18 protein-coding genes are annotated in these 16,873 nt (G+C 53.6%); 12 read left to right on the plus strand and 6 right to left on the minus strand.

Going from position 1 to position 16,873, the window contains the following annotated elements; translation table 11 throughout:
• Window positions 1-4: 4 nt before the first annotated feature.
• Window positions 5-2,029 carry a molecular chaperone DnaK gene (gene dnaK, locus RHH53_RS08250; protein WP_206199749.1) on the minus strand — a complete coding sequence of 675 codons (2,025 nt, stop codon included), beginning with the start codon at window positions 2,027-2,029 and terminating at the stop codon, window positions 5-7.
• Between the two features lie 290 nt (window positions 2,030-2,319).
• On the opposite strand from dnaK, the gene RHH53_RS08255 reads away from it, so the two are divergent.
• Complete coding sequence (locus tag RHH53_RS08255; protein ID WP_024125163.1) at window positions 2,320-2,634, plus strand: DUF6679 family protein; 315 nt, start codon at window positions 2,320-2,322, stop codon at window positions 2,632-2,634.
• A 9-nt stretch (window positions 2,635-2,643) separates the two neighbouring features.
• Complete coding sequence (ribD, locus tag RHH53_RS08260; RefSeq protein ID WP_206199750.1) at window positions 2,644-3,783, plus strand: bifunctional diaminohydroxyphosphoribosylaminopyrimidine deaminase/5-amino-6-(5-phosphoribosylamino)uracil reductase RibD; 1,140 nt, start codon at window positions 2,644-2,646, stop codon at window positions 3,781-3,783.
• On the opposite strand, the gene RHH53_RS08265 is transcribed toward ribD, so the two are convergent.
• Entirely contained in the window at window positions 3,755-4,225 is a 471-nt protein-coding gene (locus tag RHH53_RS08265) for a hypothetical protein (protein ID WP_206199751.1), read from the minus strand. The two genes, ribD and RHH53_RS08265, sit on opposite strands and share 29 nt — an antisense overlap.
• A 676-nt stretch (window positions 4,226-4,901) precedes the next feature.
• Here RHH53_RS08265 and RHH53_RS13230 point away from each other — a divergent pair.
• The 3 genes from RHH53_RS13230 to RHH53_RS08280 all read left to right on the plus strand — a co-directional run bounded on the left by RHH53_RS13230 (window position 4,902) and on the right by RHH53_RS08280 (window position 8,346).
• Window positions 4,902-6,170, plus strand: coding sequence for a M23 family metallopeptidase (locus tag RHH53_RS13230; RefSeq protein WP_310743660.1), 1,269 nt, complete (start codon window positions 4,902-4,904; stop codon window positions 6,168-6,170).
• 3 nt (window positions 6,171-6,173) lie between these two features.
• Window positions 6,174-7,694 (plus strand): uroporphyrinogen-III C-methyltransferase, encoded by a 1,521-nt coding sequence (gene cobA / locus RHH53_RS08275; RefSeq protein WP_302678026.1) that lies wholly within the window; start codon window positions 6,174-6,176, stop codon window positions 7,692-7,694.
• A gap of 61 nt (window positions 7,695-7,755) precedes the next feature.
• Window positions 7,756-8,346: a chromophore lyase CpcT/CpeT gene (locus tag RHH53_RS08280; RefSeq protein WP_206199753.1), complete on the plus strand. Its 591-nt coding sequence runs from the start codon at window positions 7,756-7,758 to the stop codon at window positions 8,344-8,346.
• Here the strand turns inward: RHH53_RS08280 and lgt are convergent.
• The 3 genes from lgt to rpmI are packed head-to-tail and all read right to left on the minus strand — an operon-like array spanning window position 8,343 to window position 9,753.
• Window positions 8,343-9,149, minus strand: coding sequence for a prolipoprotein diacylglyceryl transferase (lgt, locus tag RHH53_RS08285; RefSeq protein WP_206199754.1), 807 nt, complete (start codon window positions 9,147-9,149; stop codon window positions 8,343-8,345). The two genes, RHH53_RS08280 and lgt, sit on opposite strands and share 4 nt — an antisense overlap.
• Before the next feature lie 14 nt (window positions 9,150-9,163).
• On the minus strand, window positions 9,164-9,514 hold the full coding sequence (gene rplT / locus RHH53_RS08290) for a 50S ribosomal protein L20 (protein ID WP_310453664.1): 351 nt from the start codon (window positions 9,512-9,514) through the stop codon (window positions 9,164-9,166).
• Between the two features lie 41 nt (window positions 9,515-9,555).
• A complete protein-coding gene (gene rpmI, locus RHH53_RS08295) occupies window positions 9,556-9,753 on the minus strand; it encodes a 50S ribosomal protein L35 (RefSeq protein ID WP_149818467.1) in 198 nt (65 codons plus the stop codon).
• A gap of 65 nt (window positions 9,754-9,818) precedes the next feature.
• Here rpmI and RHH53_RS08300 point away from each other — a divergent pair, with 65 nt between their 5' ends.
• From RHH53_RS08300 to RHH53_RS08310, 3 genes are read left to right on the plus strand one after another with little or no spacing between them, the layout of a single operon-like run.
• Window positions 9,819-10,217 carry a hypothetical protein gene (locus RHH53_RS08300; RefSeq protein ID WP_206201667.1) on the plus strand — a complete coding sequence of 133 codons (399 nt, stop codon included), beginning with the start codon at window positions 9,819-9,821 and terminating at the stop codon, window positions 10,215-10,217.
• Window positions 10,218-10,949, plus strand: a complete 732-nt coding sequence (locus RHH53_RS08305; RefSeq protein WP_302678027.1) for a photosystem II S4 domain protein — start codon at window positions 10,218-10,220, stop codon at window positions 10,947-10,949.
• Between the two features lie 4 nt (window positions 10,950-10,953).
• The gene (locus RHH53_RS08310) at window positions 10,954-11,745 is read left to right on the plus strand and encodes a YdcF family protein (RefSeq protein ID WP_206199757.1); all 792 of its coding nucleotides are present in this window, start codon (window positions 10,954-10,956) and stop codon (window positions 11,743-11,745) included.
• Here RHH53_RS08310 and RHH53_RS08315 read toward each other — a convergent pair.
• Complete coding sequence (locus tag RHH53_RS08315; RefSeq protein WP_310453665.1) at window positions 11,742-12,629, minus strand: alpha/beta hydrolase; 888 nt, start codon at window positions 12,627-12,629, stop codon at window positions 11,742-11,744. The two genes, RHH53_RS08310 and RHH53_RS08315, sit on opposite strands and share 4 nt — an antisense overlap.
• Before the next feature lie 271 nt (window positions 12,630-12,900).
• Between RHH53_RS08315 and RHH53_RS08320 the strand changes: the two genes are divergently transcribed.
• The 4 genes from RHH53_RS08320 to pstB all read left to right on the plus strand — a co-directional run bounded on the left by RHH53_RS08320 (window position 12,901) and on the right by pstB (window position 16,804).
• Window positions 12,901-13,908 carry a PstS family phosphate ABC transporter substrate-binding protein gene (locus tag RHH53_RS08320; protein WP_302678029.1) on the plus strand — a complete coding sequence of 336 codons (1,008 nt, stop codon included), beginning with the start codon at window positions 12,901-12,903 and terminating at the stop codon, window positions 13,906-13,908.
• Between the two features lie 135 nt (window positions 13,909-14,043).
• Window positions 14,044-15,057 carry a phosphate ABC transporter permease subunit PstC gene (gene pstC, locus RHH53_RS08325; protein ID WP_206199760.1) on the plus strand — a complete coding sequence of 338 codons (1,014 nt, stop codon included), beginning with the start codon at window positions 14,044-14,046 and terminating at the stop codon, window positions 15,055-15,057.
• 2 nt (window positions 15,058-15,059) lie between these two features.
• Window positions 15,060-16,007 carry a phosphate ABC transporter permease PstA gene (gene pstA, locus RHH53_RS08330; RefSeq protein WP_206199761.1) on the plus strand — a complete coding sequence of 316 codons (948 nt, stop codon included), beginning with the start codon at window positions 15,060-15,062 and terminating at the stop codon, window positions 16,005-16,007.
• The gene (gene pstB, locus RHH53_RS08335) at window positions 16,001-16,804 is read left to right on the plus strand and encodes a phosphate ABC transporter ATP-binding protein PstB (protein WP_225901538.1); all 804 of its coding nucleotides are present in this window, start codon (window positions 16,001-16,003) and stop codon (window positions 16,802-16,804) included. The genes pstA and pstB overlap by 7 nt, the downstream gene beginning before the upstream one ends.
• The last annotated feature ends 69 nt before the right edge of the window (window positions 16,805-16,873 follow it).

Consider the following 16,873-nt stretch of genomic DNA (forward strand, 5'->3'; position numbering starts at 1 on the left):
AGTTCTACCAGTCGTCGTCATCCCAATCCTCCCATGCGGCTGAATCACTGCGCTGGGAATACCCCCGAGAACGCCGCGTCCGGGGTGGCTCATCCCACTCATCCTCATAATCGTCACGCCGCCGCTCTCGACCCCGCACCGCATCAAGGCCTTTATTGACTGCTTCCTTGAGGTTGGGCAGCTTAAAGACATCCTCATCGTCTTCCAATGCTTCTTCGCTGAGGCGCAGTTGGCGGACAAAGTCGTAGAGCCGCTCTTCAAGAGCCGCATAGGTGAGGTCAATCTGGCGATCGTCCTCATTGCGAATGGCCTCCTGCAATTGCCGCACTAGGGCCTCAATACTCCGGCGCTGATCAGCGGCAAATTGATAGCCAAATTCCTGAGCCGCTTCCCGCAATTGACGTTCAGCGCGGTGAATCAAATCTTGAGCACGGTTGCGCTTCTCAATGCGTGCCCGCCGCTGGCGATCGCTGGCAGCGTTGGTCTCGGCATCCAAGAGCATCTGCTGAATTTCCTCTTCACTGAGGGTTGATGCCCCCTGAATCACCACACTTTGCTCACGACCGCTAAAGCGATCCAAGGCCACCACTTGGAGCAGGCCATTGGCATCCAAGTCAAAGGATACTTGAATTTGGGGCACCCCCCGAGGCGCTGGCGGAATTCCCGTTAACTTAAAGCGTCCCAAGGACTTATTGTGTTCTGCCAGTTCTCGCTCCCCTTGAACGACGTGGATTTCCACTTGGCTTTGGTTATTTTCTGAGGTTGAGAAAATATCGGAGCGGCGCACCGGAATCGTTGTATTGCGGGGAATCAGCACCTTCGTGACGCCGCCAATGGTTTCCACCCCTAAGGAAAGGGGGGTTACATCCAGCAGCAGGATATCCTTCATATCCCCGGCGAGAATGCCTGCTTGAATGGCGGCACCAACAGCCACCACCTCATCGGGGTTGACATTTTGGTTGGGTTCACGGCCAATCATCTGCCGCACCAGATCCTGCACCATGGGCATCCGCGTCGCACCACCCACTAGCACCACGGCATCAATTTGAGCGGGGGTTAAATGGGCATCCATCAGTGCCTGTTCGACCGGATAGCGCAGCCGTTGCAGCAGGTCTTGGCTCAGGTCTTCAAATTGGCGACGACTGAGGGTGGTTTCAATGTGTTTTGGCCCATCCGCTGTGGCGGTGACAAAGGGCAGATCGATATTGGTTTCCAGTAAGCCTGAAAGTTCAATTTTGGCTTTTTCGGCAGCATCGGTGAGCCGTTGTAGCGACTGGCGATCGCGCCGTAAATCAATGCCCTCTTTGGCGAGGAAGTCTTCGGCTAGCCAGTCCACAATCAACTTATCAAAGTCATTGCCCCCCAGTTGGGTATCGCCGCTGGTGGCCTTCACCTCAAACACGCCATCGCCAACATCGAGAATGGAGACATCAAAGGTGCCACCGCCAAGGTCAAAAACGAGAATCGTCTGCTCCTTCTGGCGATCGAGGCCATAGGCAAGGGCTGCTGCCGTCGGTTCATTAATAATCCGCCGCACATTCAGACCCGCAATCCGCCCAGCATCACGGGTGGCTTGCCGCTGTGAATCATTAAAGTAGGCGGGGACAGTAATCACCGCATCGGTGACGGGTTCCCCTAGATAGCGGCTGGCATCCTCCACCAGCTTGCGCAAGACCATGGCTGAAATTTCTTCGGGGGCAAATTCCCGTTGCAAGCGTGGGCACTTGATGCGCACTTTACCCGATTCATCGCGGCGAATCGTATAGGGTACCCGCTTGGATTCAGCCGTCAGTTCACTGTATTCGCGGCCAATAAACCGCTTCACGGCATAGAAGGTGTTTTGGGGATTGAGCACCGCCTGTCGCCGCGCCAACTGCCCCACAAGGCGCTCGCCATCTTTGCCAAAGGCCACCACAGAGGGGGTGGTGCGGGAGCCTTCTGCATTGGCAATCACAACGGGTTTTCCCCCTTCCAACACAGCAATGACGGAATTGGTTGTCCCCAAATCAATGCCAACAATTTTGCCCATGCCGTTTGAACGACTCCGCACTGGTTAGAATAAATGAATAGCGTTATAGTAACGGATTATTTACCCTTTGTTACGCTTATTCGATTGTACGAGATCTGCCCCAGACCGTCAGAGAATCACTCTTTCCCCTGTGCTGCGCGATCGCTACAACGATATGAACAACCTCAGTCCCCACACCTCCCATTCACCGCTGCTCATCTTTTGAAGTCTAGCGGTAAGATGACAGGCAAGAGGTTGCAGCACAGCTTATCAACTGTTGCTACGCCCAATTCCGAGAAGGAGACCGTTCTATGTTACACCGCAAGCTTTATCAACTCTATACCGACGGCCAAGAAGTCTGGATTTACTTGCGGGATCAACAACGCCTGATTGACCGGGCACGCATTGTGGACATCGAAGGGAATGTTGTTACCATCCGCTACGAAACGGAGGAAGACGACGAAGTGTGTGCTTGGGAAGAGATCGTCAATATCGAAAGCATTGGCTCGATTTCACGGCGGCTCGCAGCAGTTCCGCGGGGTTATGCGGAGTTACCCATTGCGGATGAGTGTCCAGAGGCGGAGCAACTGCCGAAGCATTCCTCGGAAACCGAACACGAGCGTTGATTCTTGCCCATGCGCTCAGCCCCCGTTGTGGAGGAGATAGCCACGATTGATGCCCAGTACATGGGGCGCTGCCTTGAGTTAGCCGCTCGTGCCAAAGGCTGTACGGCTCCGAATCCCCTCGTGGGCTGTGTGATTGTGGCGGAGGGACGGGTGATTGGGGAGGGGTTTCATCCCAAGGCAGGGGAACCCCATGCCGAGGTCTTTGCCCTGCGCAGCGTCAGCGAGAGCGATCGCCCCCTCCTCAGCAAGGCCACCCTCTACGTCAATCTTGAACCCTGCAACCACTATGGCCGCACGCCCCCCTGTACCGAGGCGATTATAGCGGCGGGTATTCCCAGGGTGGTGGTGGGCATGATTGATCCGAATCCCCAAGTAGCGGGGGCGGGGGTAGAACGGCTGCGCTCAGCAGGCATAGAAGTCACCGTCGGCGTGCGGGAAGCAGAGTGTCAACGCCTGAACGAAGCGTTTGTGCATCGGGTGCGCTATCAGCGTCCCTTTGGCATTTTCAAATACGCCATGACCCTCGATGGCAAAATTGCCTCCAGTGCCGGCCACAGTCTCTGGGTGAGTGGTGAAGCCGCACGCGCCATGGTGCATCAACTGCGCTCTGAATGCGATGCCGTGATTGTGGGGGGCAATACCGTGCGTCTGGATAATCCCCTTTTGACCTCGCGCCATGAGCGCAATCCCCTACGGGTGGTGATGAGTCGTACCCTTGATCTACCGCCGAATGCCTCTTTGTGGGAAACGACCACGGCTCCAACATTGGTGGTTACCGCTGCTTCACCCCAACATCCCCTCATTCCCCAATTGCAGGCACGGGGCGTGGAGGTGGTGCACCGAGAGCCGCTAACACCGACCACCGTTATGGCAGAGCTGCATCAACGGGGCATTATGACGGTGCTTTGGGAGTGCGGCGGTTCCCTTGCAGCGGCAGCGATCGCCGAAGGCATGGTACAGAAAGTGTGGGCATTTATTGCGCCAAAAATTATTGGTGGCTCCGATGCCCCCGCCCCAGTGGCCGATCTCGGCTTAACCAAGATGAATGAGGCCTTGTGCCTCGAGGACGTGACTTGGCAAACCGTGGGCGAGGACATTCTCGTGGTGGGCTACCTACCGCCTAGGCCTCGGGTTCCGTCAATTCAATAATGGTACAGCCCGTTTCTGTGGGGGGCGTATCCGCCTGCTCATAGAGCAAATCAATCCACAGTGACTCCGGGTAGGGCTTGCGACTAGAGACATAAAAAAGCCAATGCTGGCTGACATTGAGGGACTCGCGCCGCAGCTTGGCCATTGCCGGGGTTGTAATCAGGCGCAGAGCAGCGTTGGCATTGCGCCACTGCTCAATAATCCCAGCCGCCACCCGCAGGGTTTCCCCCTCGCTATTTTCTAATTCCAAAATGCCGTCAATGTGGATACTCTCCCACCAGTGCTGTGGATCCCGCAGATCCAATCCTTGGCCATCCATATAGTCAATGAGGTTGGGAAGATATTCGCGAATAAAGTTTTGGACAACACTAAAGGGAGGAAAAGGACGCAAGACTTTGAGGCGGCTTGCTGTTTGTTGAAACCACAGCTTGTGGTAAGTCATGGGGACAACGCTCCATCAAAAAGGCGATCGCCAAAAATCGTTACAAACTGGTTTATTTTACCAAGCAAGCTTGCTCTAATTGTTCCTAAGAGCGAAGATGAATATGTGCCACTTTTAGCGCAATTTGGCACAAGGGTTATAGGACAATTTTGGTTTAACGATCAACGCTGAGAAGGATGTCAACTGACTTACATTATTAAAAAAAACTATACACACTGATTAGCTAACTTTACTCTACTTATTTATTTATTGGAAATAATGATTTTTCTTTCATGGGTAGTAATTAAGCCCAAGTCGTGATGAATTCAGGTTTTTTTGATTATTGACCAGTAGGTAGAAAATTCGTATTTTTATTTTGCAGCAAGTAATTCACCCCCCCAGAGAGGGCAGGACGAGGCAAGGGGGTGGCTTGTCATTTGGTTGTGGATTGGGTAAAGTCACCTAGAAGTTTCGTCGTGGTGCCAAAACACCCTTTGCATAAACAACAGATTGGGACAGTTTTAGGCATAGATGCGGCGAGTGGCCTCTGGCTACCTTGGACGATTGCTCATGATGTGTGTTCTCGGTTCACCGCTTTGTCGAATCACTGTCAATTTTGTGTGCGAGGAGGATTACCTTGAGCAACGATAGTCGTACCCCTACCGCCTCTCAGGATGCACCTCTTGCGCCTGCTGCTATGCTTGGTCGTTCGCTGCGCTCCCTTTGTTCCTGTCTGCCCCTGCTGGGTACCTTTGTTCTGATTCAGCCTACGCAAGCCCTTGATTTGACCACTCTTGCAGGCGATCGCGATCTGGGTTCAAAGGACATTCGCCCCGAATCTCTCAACCTCCCCTCCCTCTTCAGCACTGAAACCCAAGACCCGCTTGCTGAATTTGAAAATCTTTTATCCGCCGACAAAACCGACCTACTCTTGGGCGTCACCCAAACGGCATGGCAACGCACCATCCAGCCCCAAGTCAGTTTTGCCCCCCTCACCCTCAGAAGACCGGCGCTGACCCTCTCTGCCTTTGCTTCCTTTGACCGTCTCAGCCGTCCTTCTGAGCCGACCTTCAAAGTGGTGGATCGGCGGGTTCGCACCGATAGCTTGGCGGATCTAGTGACACAAGCCACCACCTCTGTTGTTGCTTCCTTGGCCATTGATACCCCCTTTGCGATGGGTGGCTCTTTGGAGCAAACTACGACGGCAGTTGAACCACAGTCCGCCGCGGGGGAAACGACTCAACTCTCGCAGCGGGTGGCAGTTGTGCACTCTCCAGCCGCATCGACCTCAACTGCAACCCTAGAGCCTGTTCCCTTTGGGCGGGCTGCTGAGCGGCGGCGGCGTACCACCCCTGCCCTAGTTTCAGTCCAACAACCCCCTGCTCGCCCAGCGCTACCCCAGCCCACTGTTGCAAATCGCCCGCAAACAACAACAGTAACAGCACCGACACCTGCCACTGTACAGCCCATTGCCCCCCCTGTGCCCGTCAAGGTGGCACGCTCAATTGTGGCTCCCCCTTTACCCACTAATCTCGACCTACCCCCTCTGCCCAACTCCGATCGCTTTTTACCTAGCCTAACCACCAACTTTATCTGGCCGGCGCGTGGTGTGTTGACCTCTGGCTTTGGTCCGCGCTGGGGACGGATGCACCGCGGGATTGATATTGCTGCTCCCATTGGCACGCCCATCTATGCTGCTGCCGCCGGTGTCGTTACCTACTCCCAATGGAATTCTGGTGGTTTCGGCAACCTGGTGGAAATTCGCCACGCCGATGGCACCCTGACGCTCTATGCCCATAACCATCGCAACTTGGTGCGCGTGGGCCAATACGTTGAGCAGGGTCAGCAGATAGCCGAAATGGGCAGCACCGGTCGCAGCACAGGGCCCCACGTTCACTTTGAGATACATCCCCCAGGGCGGGGTGCGGTCAACCCAATGATCTTCCTGCAACGTACCCAAGGCTAGTCATTGGCGGTTTATTTTGTGGGTGCGGGGTTAGGTACCCCTCGCTCTCTCACGCTCGAAGCATGGATTTGCCTGCAGCAGGCGCAGGTGGTACTTTACGATGCCCTGCTCTCCCCTCGCCTCCTCGAACTCACACCCCCCGATTGTTTGCGAGTCGCGGTGGGCAAACGGGCAGGGGCTGAGGCAGTTCCCCAATCAGAAATCAACCGCCTTTTAGTGGCCTATGGCCAGCAGTACCAGCGGGTTGTCCGCCTCAAAAGTGGCGATCCGGGGCTGTTTGGCCGTTTGCATCAGGAACTGGATGCTGTCCTAGGGGCAGGTCTAGAGGCGGTGGTGATTCCGGGTCTATCGTCAGCGCTGGCGGCACCACTGCTGGCGGGATTGTGTCTGACGGCAAAGGATGTGAGCCAGTCCGTAGCGATTCTGTCGGGACATGCGCCAGAAACCCTTCCTTGGGCAGCGATCGCCCAAATGGAGACGCTGATTTTTTTGATGGCCACCCGTTCCCTGCGATATATTGCCGAGCAATTGTTGAGGCAGGGGCGATCGCCCGCTGAGGGACTGGCAATTTTGCAATGGGCCGGCCAGCCGCAGCAACAGTTTTGGTTCGGCACGTTGGAGAGCTATCTAAATACGCCTCACGTTCCAGACAGGGCACCAGCCGTCGTGGTTGTGGGGGCGATCGCCCAAAAACGCTACCCTTTGGCTAGTCTAGATCTGGTCTTCCCTGAATTTTTGAAGATTTCCCCATCAGCCATGTCTCCGCTCCACGGCAAAACCATTCTCGTCACCCGGGCAGCAGCGCAAGCGAGTGACTTTACGCAGCAACTGACAGCCGCCGGTGCCACCGTTTTAGAAATGCCGACACTGGAAATCGTTCCCCCCAGTTCTTGGCAGCCCCTCGATCAGGCTTTGGCGCAACTCAATACCTTTGACTGGCTCATTCTCACGTCCCACAATGCCGTTAGCTTTTTTATGGAACGGTTGCAGCATCATGGCAAGGATAGTCGTACCCTCGCGGGTCTCAAGATTGCTGTTGTTGGCGAAAAAACCGCCCAAACCCTCAGCAGTTACGGCTTAGTGGCTGACTTCACCCCCAGTGAATTTGTCGCCGATGCCCTAGTGGCAGAATTCCCAGAACCTGTAGCGGGGTTGCGTTTTCTCTTCCCACGGGTTGAAAAGGGTGGGCGACCCGTGCTAGTAGAGACCTTTACAGCGGCCGGGGCTGAGGTTGTTGAGGTGCCCGCCTACGATTCCCGCTGTCCCCAAACTGTTGATGCCCAAGTCTTAGGGGCGCTGCAAGGGGGTCAAGTGGATATGATCACGTTTACCAGTTCTAAGACGGTGAAACACTTTTGCCAATTGGTGGGTGCGCAGGCGGCAGAGTTACTTCAGACTGTGCAGATTGCCAGTATTGGCCCGCAAACCTCGCAAACTTGTCGCGAACTCTTGGGACGGGTGGATACTGAAGCCACAGAGCATACCCTTGAGGGACTCCTTCAGGCATTATTACGGATCACTTAGTGCTTTGGGTGCACCAATCCGCTAGTGTGAAAAAAGGACTGTTGTAAGGCAATTGTGGAGCATGACACACGCAACCGATGTGCTGACCCTTGGCCGTTGGATGGCGGCGGATTTTAGTAACCAAGCCCAAGCCTTTGAGAATCCCCCCTTCTATGCCCATATTCGGGTGTGTATGCGCCCCCTGCCCAGTGGTCTTTTGGAGGGCATTGCCCTTTATGTGGAACAGGCCTACGACTATTTGCTAGGGGTGCCCTACCGCACACGGGTTTTAGAACTGGTGCCCGCCAATGATCACATTGTGATTAAAAATTACGTACTCAAGGATGAAAAACGCTTCTTTGGCGCAGCTCGCGATCGCCAGCGGCTTCAGGCGATGACAGCCGATGATTTGGAACTCCTCTGTGGCTGCAATATGCTCACCTACTGGACAGGGCACAGCTTTCGCGGTGAAGTGGAGCCGGGCAAAGCCTGTAAAGTCGTGCGTAAAGGACGGGAAACCTATCTTGATAGCACGTTTGAAATTGATGGCGATCGCTTCATTAGCCACGATCGCGGACGGGATCCCGAAACCGATGAGCACGTTTGGGGCTCCGTGGCAGGTCCCTTTCACTTTGTGCGCTGGCAGAGCTTTGCTGATGAAATTATTGCCTAGGCGGTTTGCCAATCGGGTAACGGTTTGCCTTGGTAATAAAGGCGAAAGAGTCCCCAAGCCCCTAGGGCGATCGCAACCAAGCTAACCACTTGGGCAATTCGCAGCGGCCCCAACATCAGGCTGTCCATGCGCAGTCCTTCAATCCAGAAGCGACCCAAGCTGTAGGCAATGGCATAAACCATCAGGAGCGTTCCCGGTTTTTGATAGCGAGGTTGACGAAAGAGCCACAGCAGGAGAACAAAGACTCCTAGGTTCCAAAGGGACTCATAGAGAAACGTGGGGTGGTAATAGGCTTCGTTGATTAGCGCCGGGGGACGCTGCGGCGCAGGGATATAGAGTTTCCACGGCAAATCCGTAGGGGCACCAAAGGCCTCAGAGTTAAAGAAATTGCCCCAGCGTCCAATGGCCTGTCCCAAAATTAGTGAAGGGGCAATGACATCCGCCACTTGCCAAAAGGAAAGCCGCTGCACATAGGTAAAGATCGCCATCGCTAGCATACCGCCGAGGATGGCACCGTGAATGGCAATGCCGCCTTTCCAAATTTGCACCACTTGATCTAAGTGCTTTTGGTAAAAGCCCCAGTGAAAGGCGACGTAATAGAGCCGGGCAGCGGGAATAGCGGCAACCACAAGCCAAATCGACAGATCCGCAATCAGATCAGGATCAATCTGCCGCTGGCGTGCCAAGCGTTGACTCAGCCAAATGCCAATAAAGACGGCGGCGGCAATGAGTAGCCCGTACCACCGTAGGGTGATGAACCCTAGCTCAAGGGTGGCACCGGGGGATTGGAAAGTGGCGATCATGCCTAGAATAGGTTCTAAACAGCGCGAGCAGTCTGAATGACGGTGGCAAAGGCGTCGGTATCCAACACGGCCAATTGAGCCAGCATCTTGCGATTGAGTTGAATATCGGCTTTTTTGAGGGCGCCCATGAGTTGACTGTAGCTCATGCCATGTTGACGCGCAGCAGCGTTAATCCGCGCAATCCAGAGCCGCCGAAAGTCCCGTTTGCGCCGCCGGCGATCGCGATAGGCATTGCACAGTGCCTTCATGACCACCTGATTGGCGGTGCGGAAGAGCTTGGAGTGCGCCGCACGATAGCCCTTGGCGAGCTTGAGAATTTTTTTACGCCGTTTGCGGGCAACGTTACCCCGTTTGACCCTTGCCATAGTTCAATTTCACCCTTGATCAAAAACTGAAAATTTATCAATTAAGCGTAGGGCAGCATCAGCGATACTCGCTCAAAATCCCGTGGATCGACGAGGGCTTTGTGGGAAAGACGATTCTTGCGATCGCTCCCCTTATGTTCGAGTAAGTGATTTTTGTTGGCCTTACGGCGGACAAACTTACCACTGCCCGTCGTCCGAAATCGTTTGGCAGCAGCACGACGTGTTTTTAGCTTTGGCATAGCCTTGCCCTATTTTAGACACAGCTTACTAGTGTACTATTTTGAAGAGAGTCTTGGCAAGCTGCATGGAACTGGAGTTCATTCCTGTCGAAGAGTTTTATTTTGCCCTTACCTTGGCCATGCGCACCCTAGAAGATTTAGGCGATGCGGCATTTGTGGAGCGGGTGCGATCGCGCTTGCAGGAGCGGTTTGGTCAAGCCTCAACGGTTGCTGCCGGCAAGCAAAACACCTTTAACTATGTCTTTCGCGTCAAGGGGGTGGACAATAGCCCCGCCCCGCAGTTAATGCTTTCGATCGCTGACTGGCAGGGAAAAATCCGCCTCAGCAGTGACTATGGCTGGACATTGGATGCGCAGCGCAAAACAATCCGCACCGAGAAATTTGGCGATCGCTCCCAATTTTGCCAACAGGTGAAAGCCCACTTAGCCCAGTGGCTGGAATTACCCGAATTTCTTGAGGCCTAAATGTTTGACCTAGGGACCGCCCTTGAGAGAGCCATTAAAACTTGGTCGGTGGTGCATACCCTCTTTTTGCCGCCAGATCAGGTAGTGCAGGCACTCCGCACCCTTGAGCAACGAGCCGATGTTCATGGTCTCGCCTGGGGGGGGTACCCGCAAGCGGAACGCTGTCGGCTGGCGATCGCCCCCACTGAACTCAGTCTTGAGGAGCAACAGCCGCCCCTTGCTTTGGTGCGAATCACAGGCAACTTTCTCTTTGATCCCGCCACCTACAGTGATTTTGAGCGAGCGATCGCCAATGCCGGTCTTGATGACGGCGATTATGGGGATGTGATTCTCCTTGGGGAACGGGGGGCACAGGTCATTCTCATCCCTGAAAAAGTCCCTACTTTACAAGAACACTTAAAACAAGTGCGGACTGTAGCGGTGACCGTCGATCTCTGTGACTGGTCAGAACTGGCCGTAGCGCCCCCCCAACGGAAATCCCTCAGTACCGTCGAAGCATCATTGCGCTTAGATGCAGTGGCCTCAGCCGGCTTTGGCGTCTCCCGCAGTAAAATGAGCGAGTGGATTAGCCAAGGGCTAGTGCGGGTCAACTGGCAAGTGGTGCAACAACCGCGCTATCTGCTCAAGGTGAATGACCTCATTGCCATTCGCGGCAAAGGGCGATTGCGGATTCAAGAGATTCAAGTGACAAAGAAAGAACGCTACCGCATCCAGATGGAGCGCATTCGCTAACACTATGGCTCTGCTGCTGTCGAAATTACTGCCGCCACTGCTGTATCCATTGTCCTTGGCCTGTTGGGCATTGGTTTTTGCCATTGTTCGCTTTTGGCGTGCTCCCCAACAGGCAGCGATCGCCCTTGTGATTGCCCTGAGTATTTTACTCCTGAGCGGCAATGACTATGTGGCAACAGCGCTTATTGCTTCCCTAGAGCGGCAGTATTTACCCCCTGATCCCATGCCCAAAGCTGCCGCGATCGTGGTTCTCGGTGGGGCGGTTGTCCCGCAAACGGCGCCGAGGCCGTGGGTAGAAGTCACGGAAGGGGGCGATCGCATCCTCTACGGTGCCCACCTCTTTCGCCAAGGCTATGCCCCCTATCTCATCCTCAGTGGAGGGCGTATTGACTGGCTGGGCGAAGCCTTTCAGCGGGGCGAAGCAGCAGACATGGCGGAAATTGCTGCCACCTGCGGTGTGCCGACAGACAAGATGCTGCTAGACACCACCTCACTGAACACCTATGAAAATGCCGTGAATGTCAAAGCGCTTCTGGAGCAGCATCAAATTCAGGGGGATCTGCTGCTGGTGACCTCTGCTTACCACATGCCCCGCTCCGTGGCTATTTTTCGCCGTTTGGGAATGAAGGTGATCCCGGCACCCACGGACTATCGGTACCTGTCGATCGCGCGATCGCCCACTTGGCAAAACCTGCTGCTCAGCCTGATCCCCAATCCCTACAACGTGGACATCACCACGATCGCCCTACGGGAATACCAAGGTCTGCTCGTTTACAAACTCAGAGGTTGGCTTTAGAGACCCTGAGCACGCAGAAACCCTTGACAGGCCTCCACAAAAGCAGGGGCTGACTCATAGGGCAAGACATTGCGCCCCGCAATCACCACTCCCTCAGCATTGGGAAATGTCTTGGTATAAAACTGCAACCGTTCTTCAGGCAATTCAGCCCCACCCTCCCGACTGATACTCGAGGCTTGGTCTCCCATCACCACAAGCACTGGCTGCTGAGTCTGCCGCATTTTCTGACGATAGTCTCGCCGCCAAAAACCCGACAGGAATGAATACACGCCATGGCGACTCTCAAGGTCAGCACAACCAGCGGCCAGCATCTTTAGCCACTCATCATCCACATCCTCAGGCTTGGCAAAAAGCTGCTTGATTGAAAACTGCCGCAGGAAACGTTCTTGGCGGGCATAGAGATAAAAGCCCCAACCCAAGGGGGAGTCAAAGAGATTCCAGCGCACCTTTTGCCACCTAGGATCAGTGTTTTCAGAAACGAGAGAAGCCGCTGGAGGGCCACTGAGGATCATGGCTCGAACGACTTGGGGATCAAGGTGCACTAGCTCCATCGCTACGGGAAACAATGCCCCTTGGACAACAAGAATCACCGCTTGGCGAATCTCAGAGGCGATAAAGACCTGTAACTGAGCCGCCCAATCTTCGGGGTAATAGGCAATGTGGGGTAGGGCGCTCTGGCCACAGCCGAGCAAGTCAGGGATATAAAATGAGTAACCTTCCCCTTGGAACTGCCAATGACCCACACAGCGATCCCAGAACCGCCCAGAGAGGCCAACCCCCACTGGATGGATAAAAAGAATCGGTGTTTGCCCTTCTTCCGAACTCAAGCGATAGGCGCAGGAAAGACCCTGCCACTGATAAGTTCTAGAGGCCAATGACGGCATTCCTAACGCTCCTGCAAATTGCCTGAAAAAACTCTATGTAACGCGATCAACGGTAAAGTTGTTACTCCTCTCAACAATATGACTGAACCCTAACATTCAATAGAAATTTTAACCAAATTTTTCCCTTGCCTTAACCTAATCCCTTGAATCTGTTGCTTATTCTGACGAAAGGGTAGTTTGATCGGTTCGCCTTTTTGAAATGTGTGGGCAACCGTCACCCCGAAGGTACTTTACTTGCAAAACGTTGTTTACTCCGCTAGGAAACATCACCATGTTTACATCTGCAAAAAGCTATGCCCGCCTAGGGGTAGTTGCAGCCATCGCGGCTCTGTCGGGTAGCCTGATTCCCGCTGCTTTTTCCCAAGGGACACCTACGATTCGCATTGATGGCTCCAGCACTGTTTTCCCCATTACCGAAGCTGTTGCTGAAGCCTTCCAAAAAGCCCAAGGGGGCAAAGTCCGCGTTACGGTAGGTGTGTCCGGTTCAGGCGGTGGCTTCAAGAAGTTCTGCCGCGGTGAAACGGATATTTCCAACGCCTCACGCCCCATTCTGGCCAAAGAAATTGCCGACTGTCGCGCTGCTGGTATCAACTTTATTGAACTGCCAGTGGCCTACGATGCCATCACCGTGGTGGTTCATCCTCAAAATACTTGGGCAACAAGCTTAACGGTTGCTGAATTGAAGCGGATGTGGGAACCCGATTCTAAAATCAATAACTGGAGCCAAGTGCGCCAAGGCTTCCCCAATGTTCCTTTGAAACTCTTTGGGCCAGGTGCTGACTCTGGAACCTTTGACTATTTCACTGAGGCCATCAATGGTAAATCAAAAGTCAGTCGCAAGGATTTCACCGCCAGCGAGGATGATAATGTGTTAGTCCAAGGTATCGCTCGCGATCGCGGTGCGCTTGGATACTTTGGTTTTGCCTACTATGCGGAAAACCGCAATCGGCTCAAAGCGGTTGCCATTGACAGCGGCAAAGGCCCTGTTCCACCTTCCGAGCAAAACGTGCTGAATGGGACATACCAGCCCCTCTCCCGTCCCATCTTTATCTACGTCAACGCTAAGTCAGCGCAGCGGCCTGAAGTACGGCAGTTTGTCACCTACTACCTAAATAATGCCCCGGCCATGGTGAAAAAGGTGAAGTATGTGCCTCTGCCGGCTAGTGCCTACCGCACGATTCTGGCTAACTTCAACCGCAACCGTGTGGGTACGATCTTTGGGGGCAAAGAGGCTATTGGCTTGACAATCAACCAACTGCTGAGGATGCAACCCCAATAGATTAATATTTTGATTTAATGAAGGGTGTGAGGTATCAGCCCTCCACCCTTTTTTCCCATTTTGTCAACCTCAGTCGTTGATTCTCTGAAAAGATAAATTCCAACTAAAAGATTTTTGCTTGCTGGAATAATACCCATGGTAGAACAGCCCCTACCCTACTCAACGAAGCTCCCCGTCGCCTTGCCATCCCGTACTGTGAGGATTTGGCGCGAACGGATCATTGCTAGCATTCTTTTTTTGGCAGCGATCTCATCGGTCGTAACAACACTGGTCATCATCTATATCCTTTTTGCCGAGACAGTCATCTTTTTTGAAAAGGTGATGGAAGTGCACCAAGAATCTCTCTTTGAGGCTCTGCTGGAGTTCTTTACGAGCACGGACTGGTCACCTCTAATTGAGCCGGTGGGAATTGGTATCTTACCCTTGCTCTCCGGAACCTTCACGACCTGCTTTGTGGCCAGTTGTGTGGCTATTCCCCTTGGCACGATTGCGGCCATCTATCTGAGTGAGTTTGCACCTGCCAAAACGCGGGAGATCCTCAAGCCTATCCTTGAAATCTTGGCGGGTATTCCCACTGTGGTTTACGGCTACTTTGCCCTTTTGGTGGTCACTCCCTTTCTCCAGAAAATCATTCTTGGCGTTCAGCAATTCTTTAATCCTGGTAAAGAACCTTGGGAATACTTTGAGCTGCCTGGTTTTAATATGTTGGGGGCAGGTATTGTGGTGGGGCTAATGGTGCTGCCCTATATTGCCAGCTTGACAGAAGATGCCCTCCAAGCTGTTCCTTTGCAACTGCGGGAGGGATCCTATGCAATGGGGGCAACGCGTTTGCAAACAGCAATCAAGGTTCTCATGCCGGCTGCTATCTCTGGCATTATGGCCGCCTATATTTTGGGGCTGGCACGGGCAATTGGCGAAACAATGATTGTGGCCGTGGCCGCGGGGTTACAGCCGAAGTTTACGTTTAATCCTCTAGAGGGGGCTTCAACCACAACTGCTTTCATTGTGTCAGTGAGTTTGGGGGACTTGCCCCACGGATCACTAGAGTATCAGTCGATTTTTGCCGCAGGGATCATGCTGTTTTTTGCAACCTTGATCTTAAACGTGCTGGGCTACTTCTTGAGTCGCCGTTATCGTGAGGTGTACTAGCCATGCGTAGCCAACGAACGATTCTCAATAACCTCCGCAATTCGATCGCGATCGCGGCCTCGATTCGGGAGCGCAAGCGCTGGGAACAGTTTTTTATCGTTTTAGGTTGGTTCTCCCTGCTAGTCGCCTTACTCACCCTTGTTTTTCTTGTGGGTGACCTCTTCCTGCGCGGCTTACCCATGTTGAACTGGAAGTTTTTTACTTCACCGCCGAGTAGTGACCCCGAAGAGGCAGGTATCCTCACGGCATGGGTGGGTAGTTTATTGGTCATTCTTGTAACGGCGTTTGTGGCTATTCCTTTGGGCATTGCGGCGGGCATTTACCTCGAAGAATATGCTCCCAAAAACTGGCTGTTGGATTTCATTGAGGTGAACATTACCAATCTGGCGGGTGTGCCCTCAATTATTTATGGCCTACTGGCTCTCGGTTTCTTTGTCTATATCCTCAACTGGGGCGAAAGCATTCTGACTGCCGGGTTTACACTGGCATTGTTGATTTTACCCGTGGTGATTGTGACCACCCGTGAATCCTTGCGCGCCATTCCCCAGGGGATTCGGGAAGCCGCCTATGCGGTTGGTTCGAGTCGCTGGCAGGTGATTGCTGATCATGTGCTGCCCTACTCGATGGGGGGGATTCTCACGGGGATTATTGTGGGTATCTCCCGCGCGATTGGCGAGACGGCGCCCCTGATCACCATTGGTGCTTTGACGTTTATCACGTTCTTGCCGGATCCACCGATTCAAAGCGAGTTTCCCTACATTTCGTTTAAGTGGATTTGGTCTCCCTTTACGGTGCTGCCGATTCAAATGTTTAACTGGGTTTCCCGTCCGCAAGAGGCCTTTCAAGTGAATGCTGCAGCGGCTGGGATTGTCCTGCTGGTGTTGACGCTGGCGGTGAATGCAACAGCTATTTATCTACGCTATCGTTTTAGGAAGAGTATCAAATGGTAAAACCTACAGATCGGGTCGTGACTACCGAGAACGAGCCACTGAAAAAGCTGGCAGAAGTTCGGGACTTGAACTTTTACTACGGTGGCAAGCAGGCTCTGAAAAACATCAACTTGCCGGTCTATGAAAAGAAAGTTACGGCACTGATTGGGCCTTCAGGTTGTGGCAAGACCACGTTGCTGCGTTGCTTTAACCGCATGCATGATCTGTATCCCGGCAATCGCTACGAGGGGGAAATTTGGTTGGGGGATGAGCAACCGCGTAACCTCCTGCAAATGGATCCAATCGAAGTGCGGATGCAGATTGGCATGGTCTTCCAAAAGCCCAATCCTTTCCCCAAGTCGATTTACGAAAACGTTGCCTATGGATTGCGGGTGCGCGGCATCAATAACCGTGCGATCCTCGATGAGGTGGTGGAGCGATCGCTCCGTCGTGCTGCCCTGTGGGATGAAGTCAAAGATCGTCAGAAGGAACCGGGCACGTCTCTGTCGGGCGGTCAGCAGCAGCGGCTCTGTATTGCCCGTGCCCTAGCCACTGATCCAGAGATTATTCTCTTTGACGAGCCAACATCGGCATTGGATCCGATTGCCACGGTCAGTATTGAGAACCTGATTAGCGAACTCAAGGAGCAAGTGACGATTCTGATTGTGACCCATAACATGCAGCAGGCGATTCGTATTTCCCAGTTCACCGCCTTTATGTATTTGGGCGAAATCGTTGAGTACAACGAAACCATGTCCATCTTCACGAAGCCAGTGGAACAGAAGACTGCCGATTACGTGAGTGGTCGCTTTGGTTGATCGCTGCGTCAAGTCCGCTTGAGAATGTGGTCTAAGAGGTAAGGTGTGGTTGTGAATCGATCGCTACCC

The sequence above is a fragment of the Thermosynechococcus sp. PKX82 genome (assembly GCF_031583255.1).
Lineage (GTDB): Bacteria > Cyanobacteriota > Cyanobacteriia > Thermosynechococcales > Thermosynechococcaceae > Thermosynechococcus.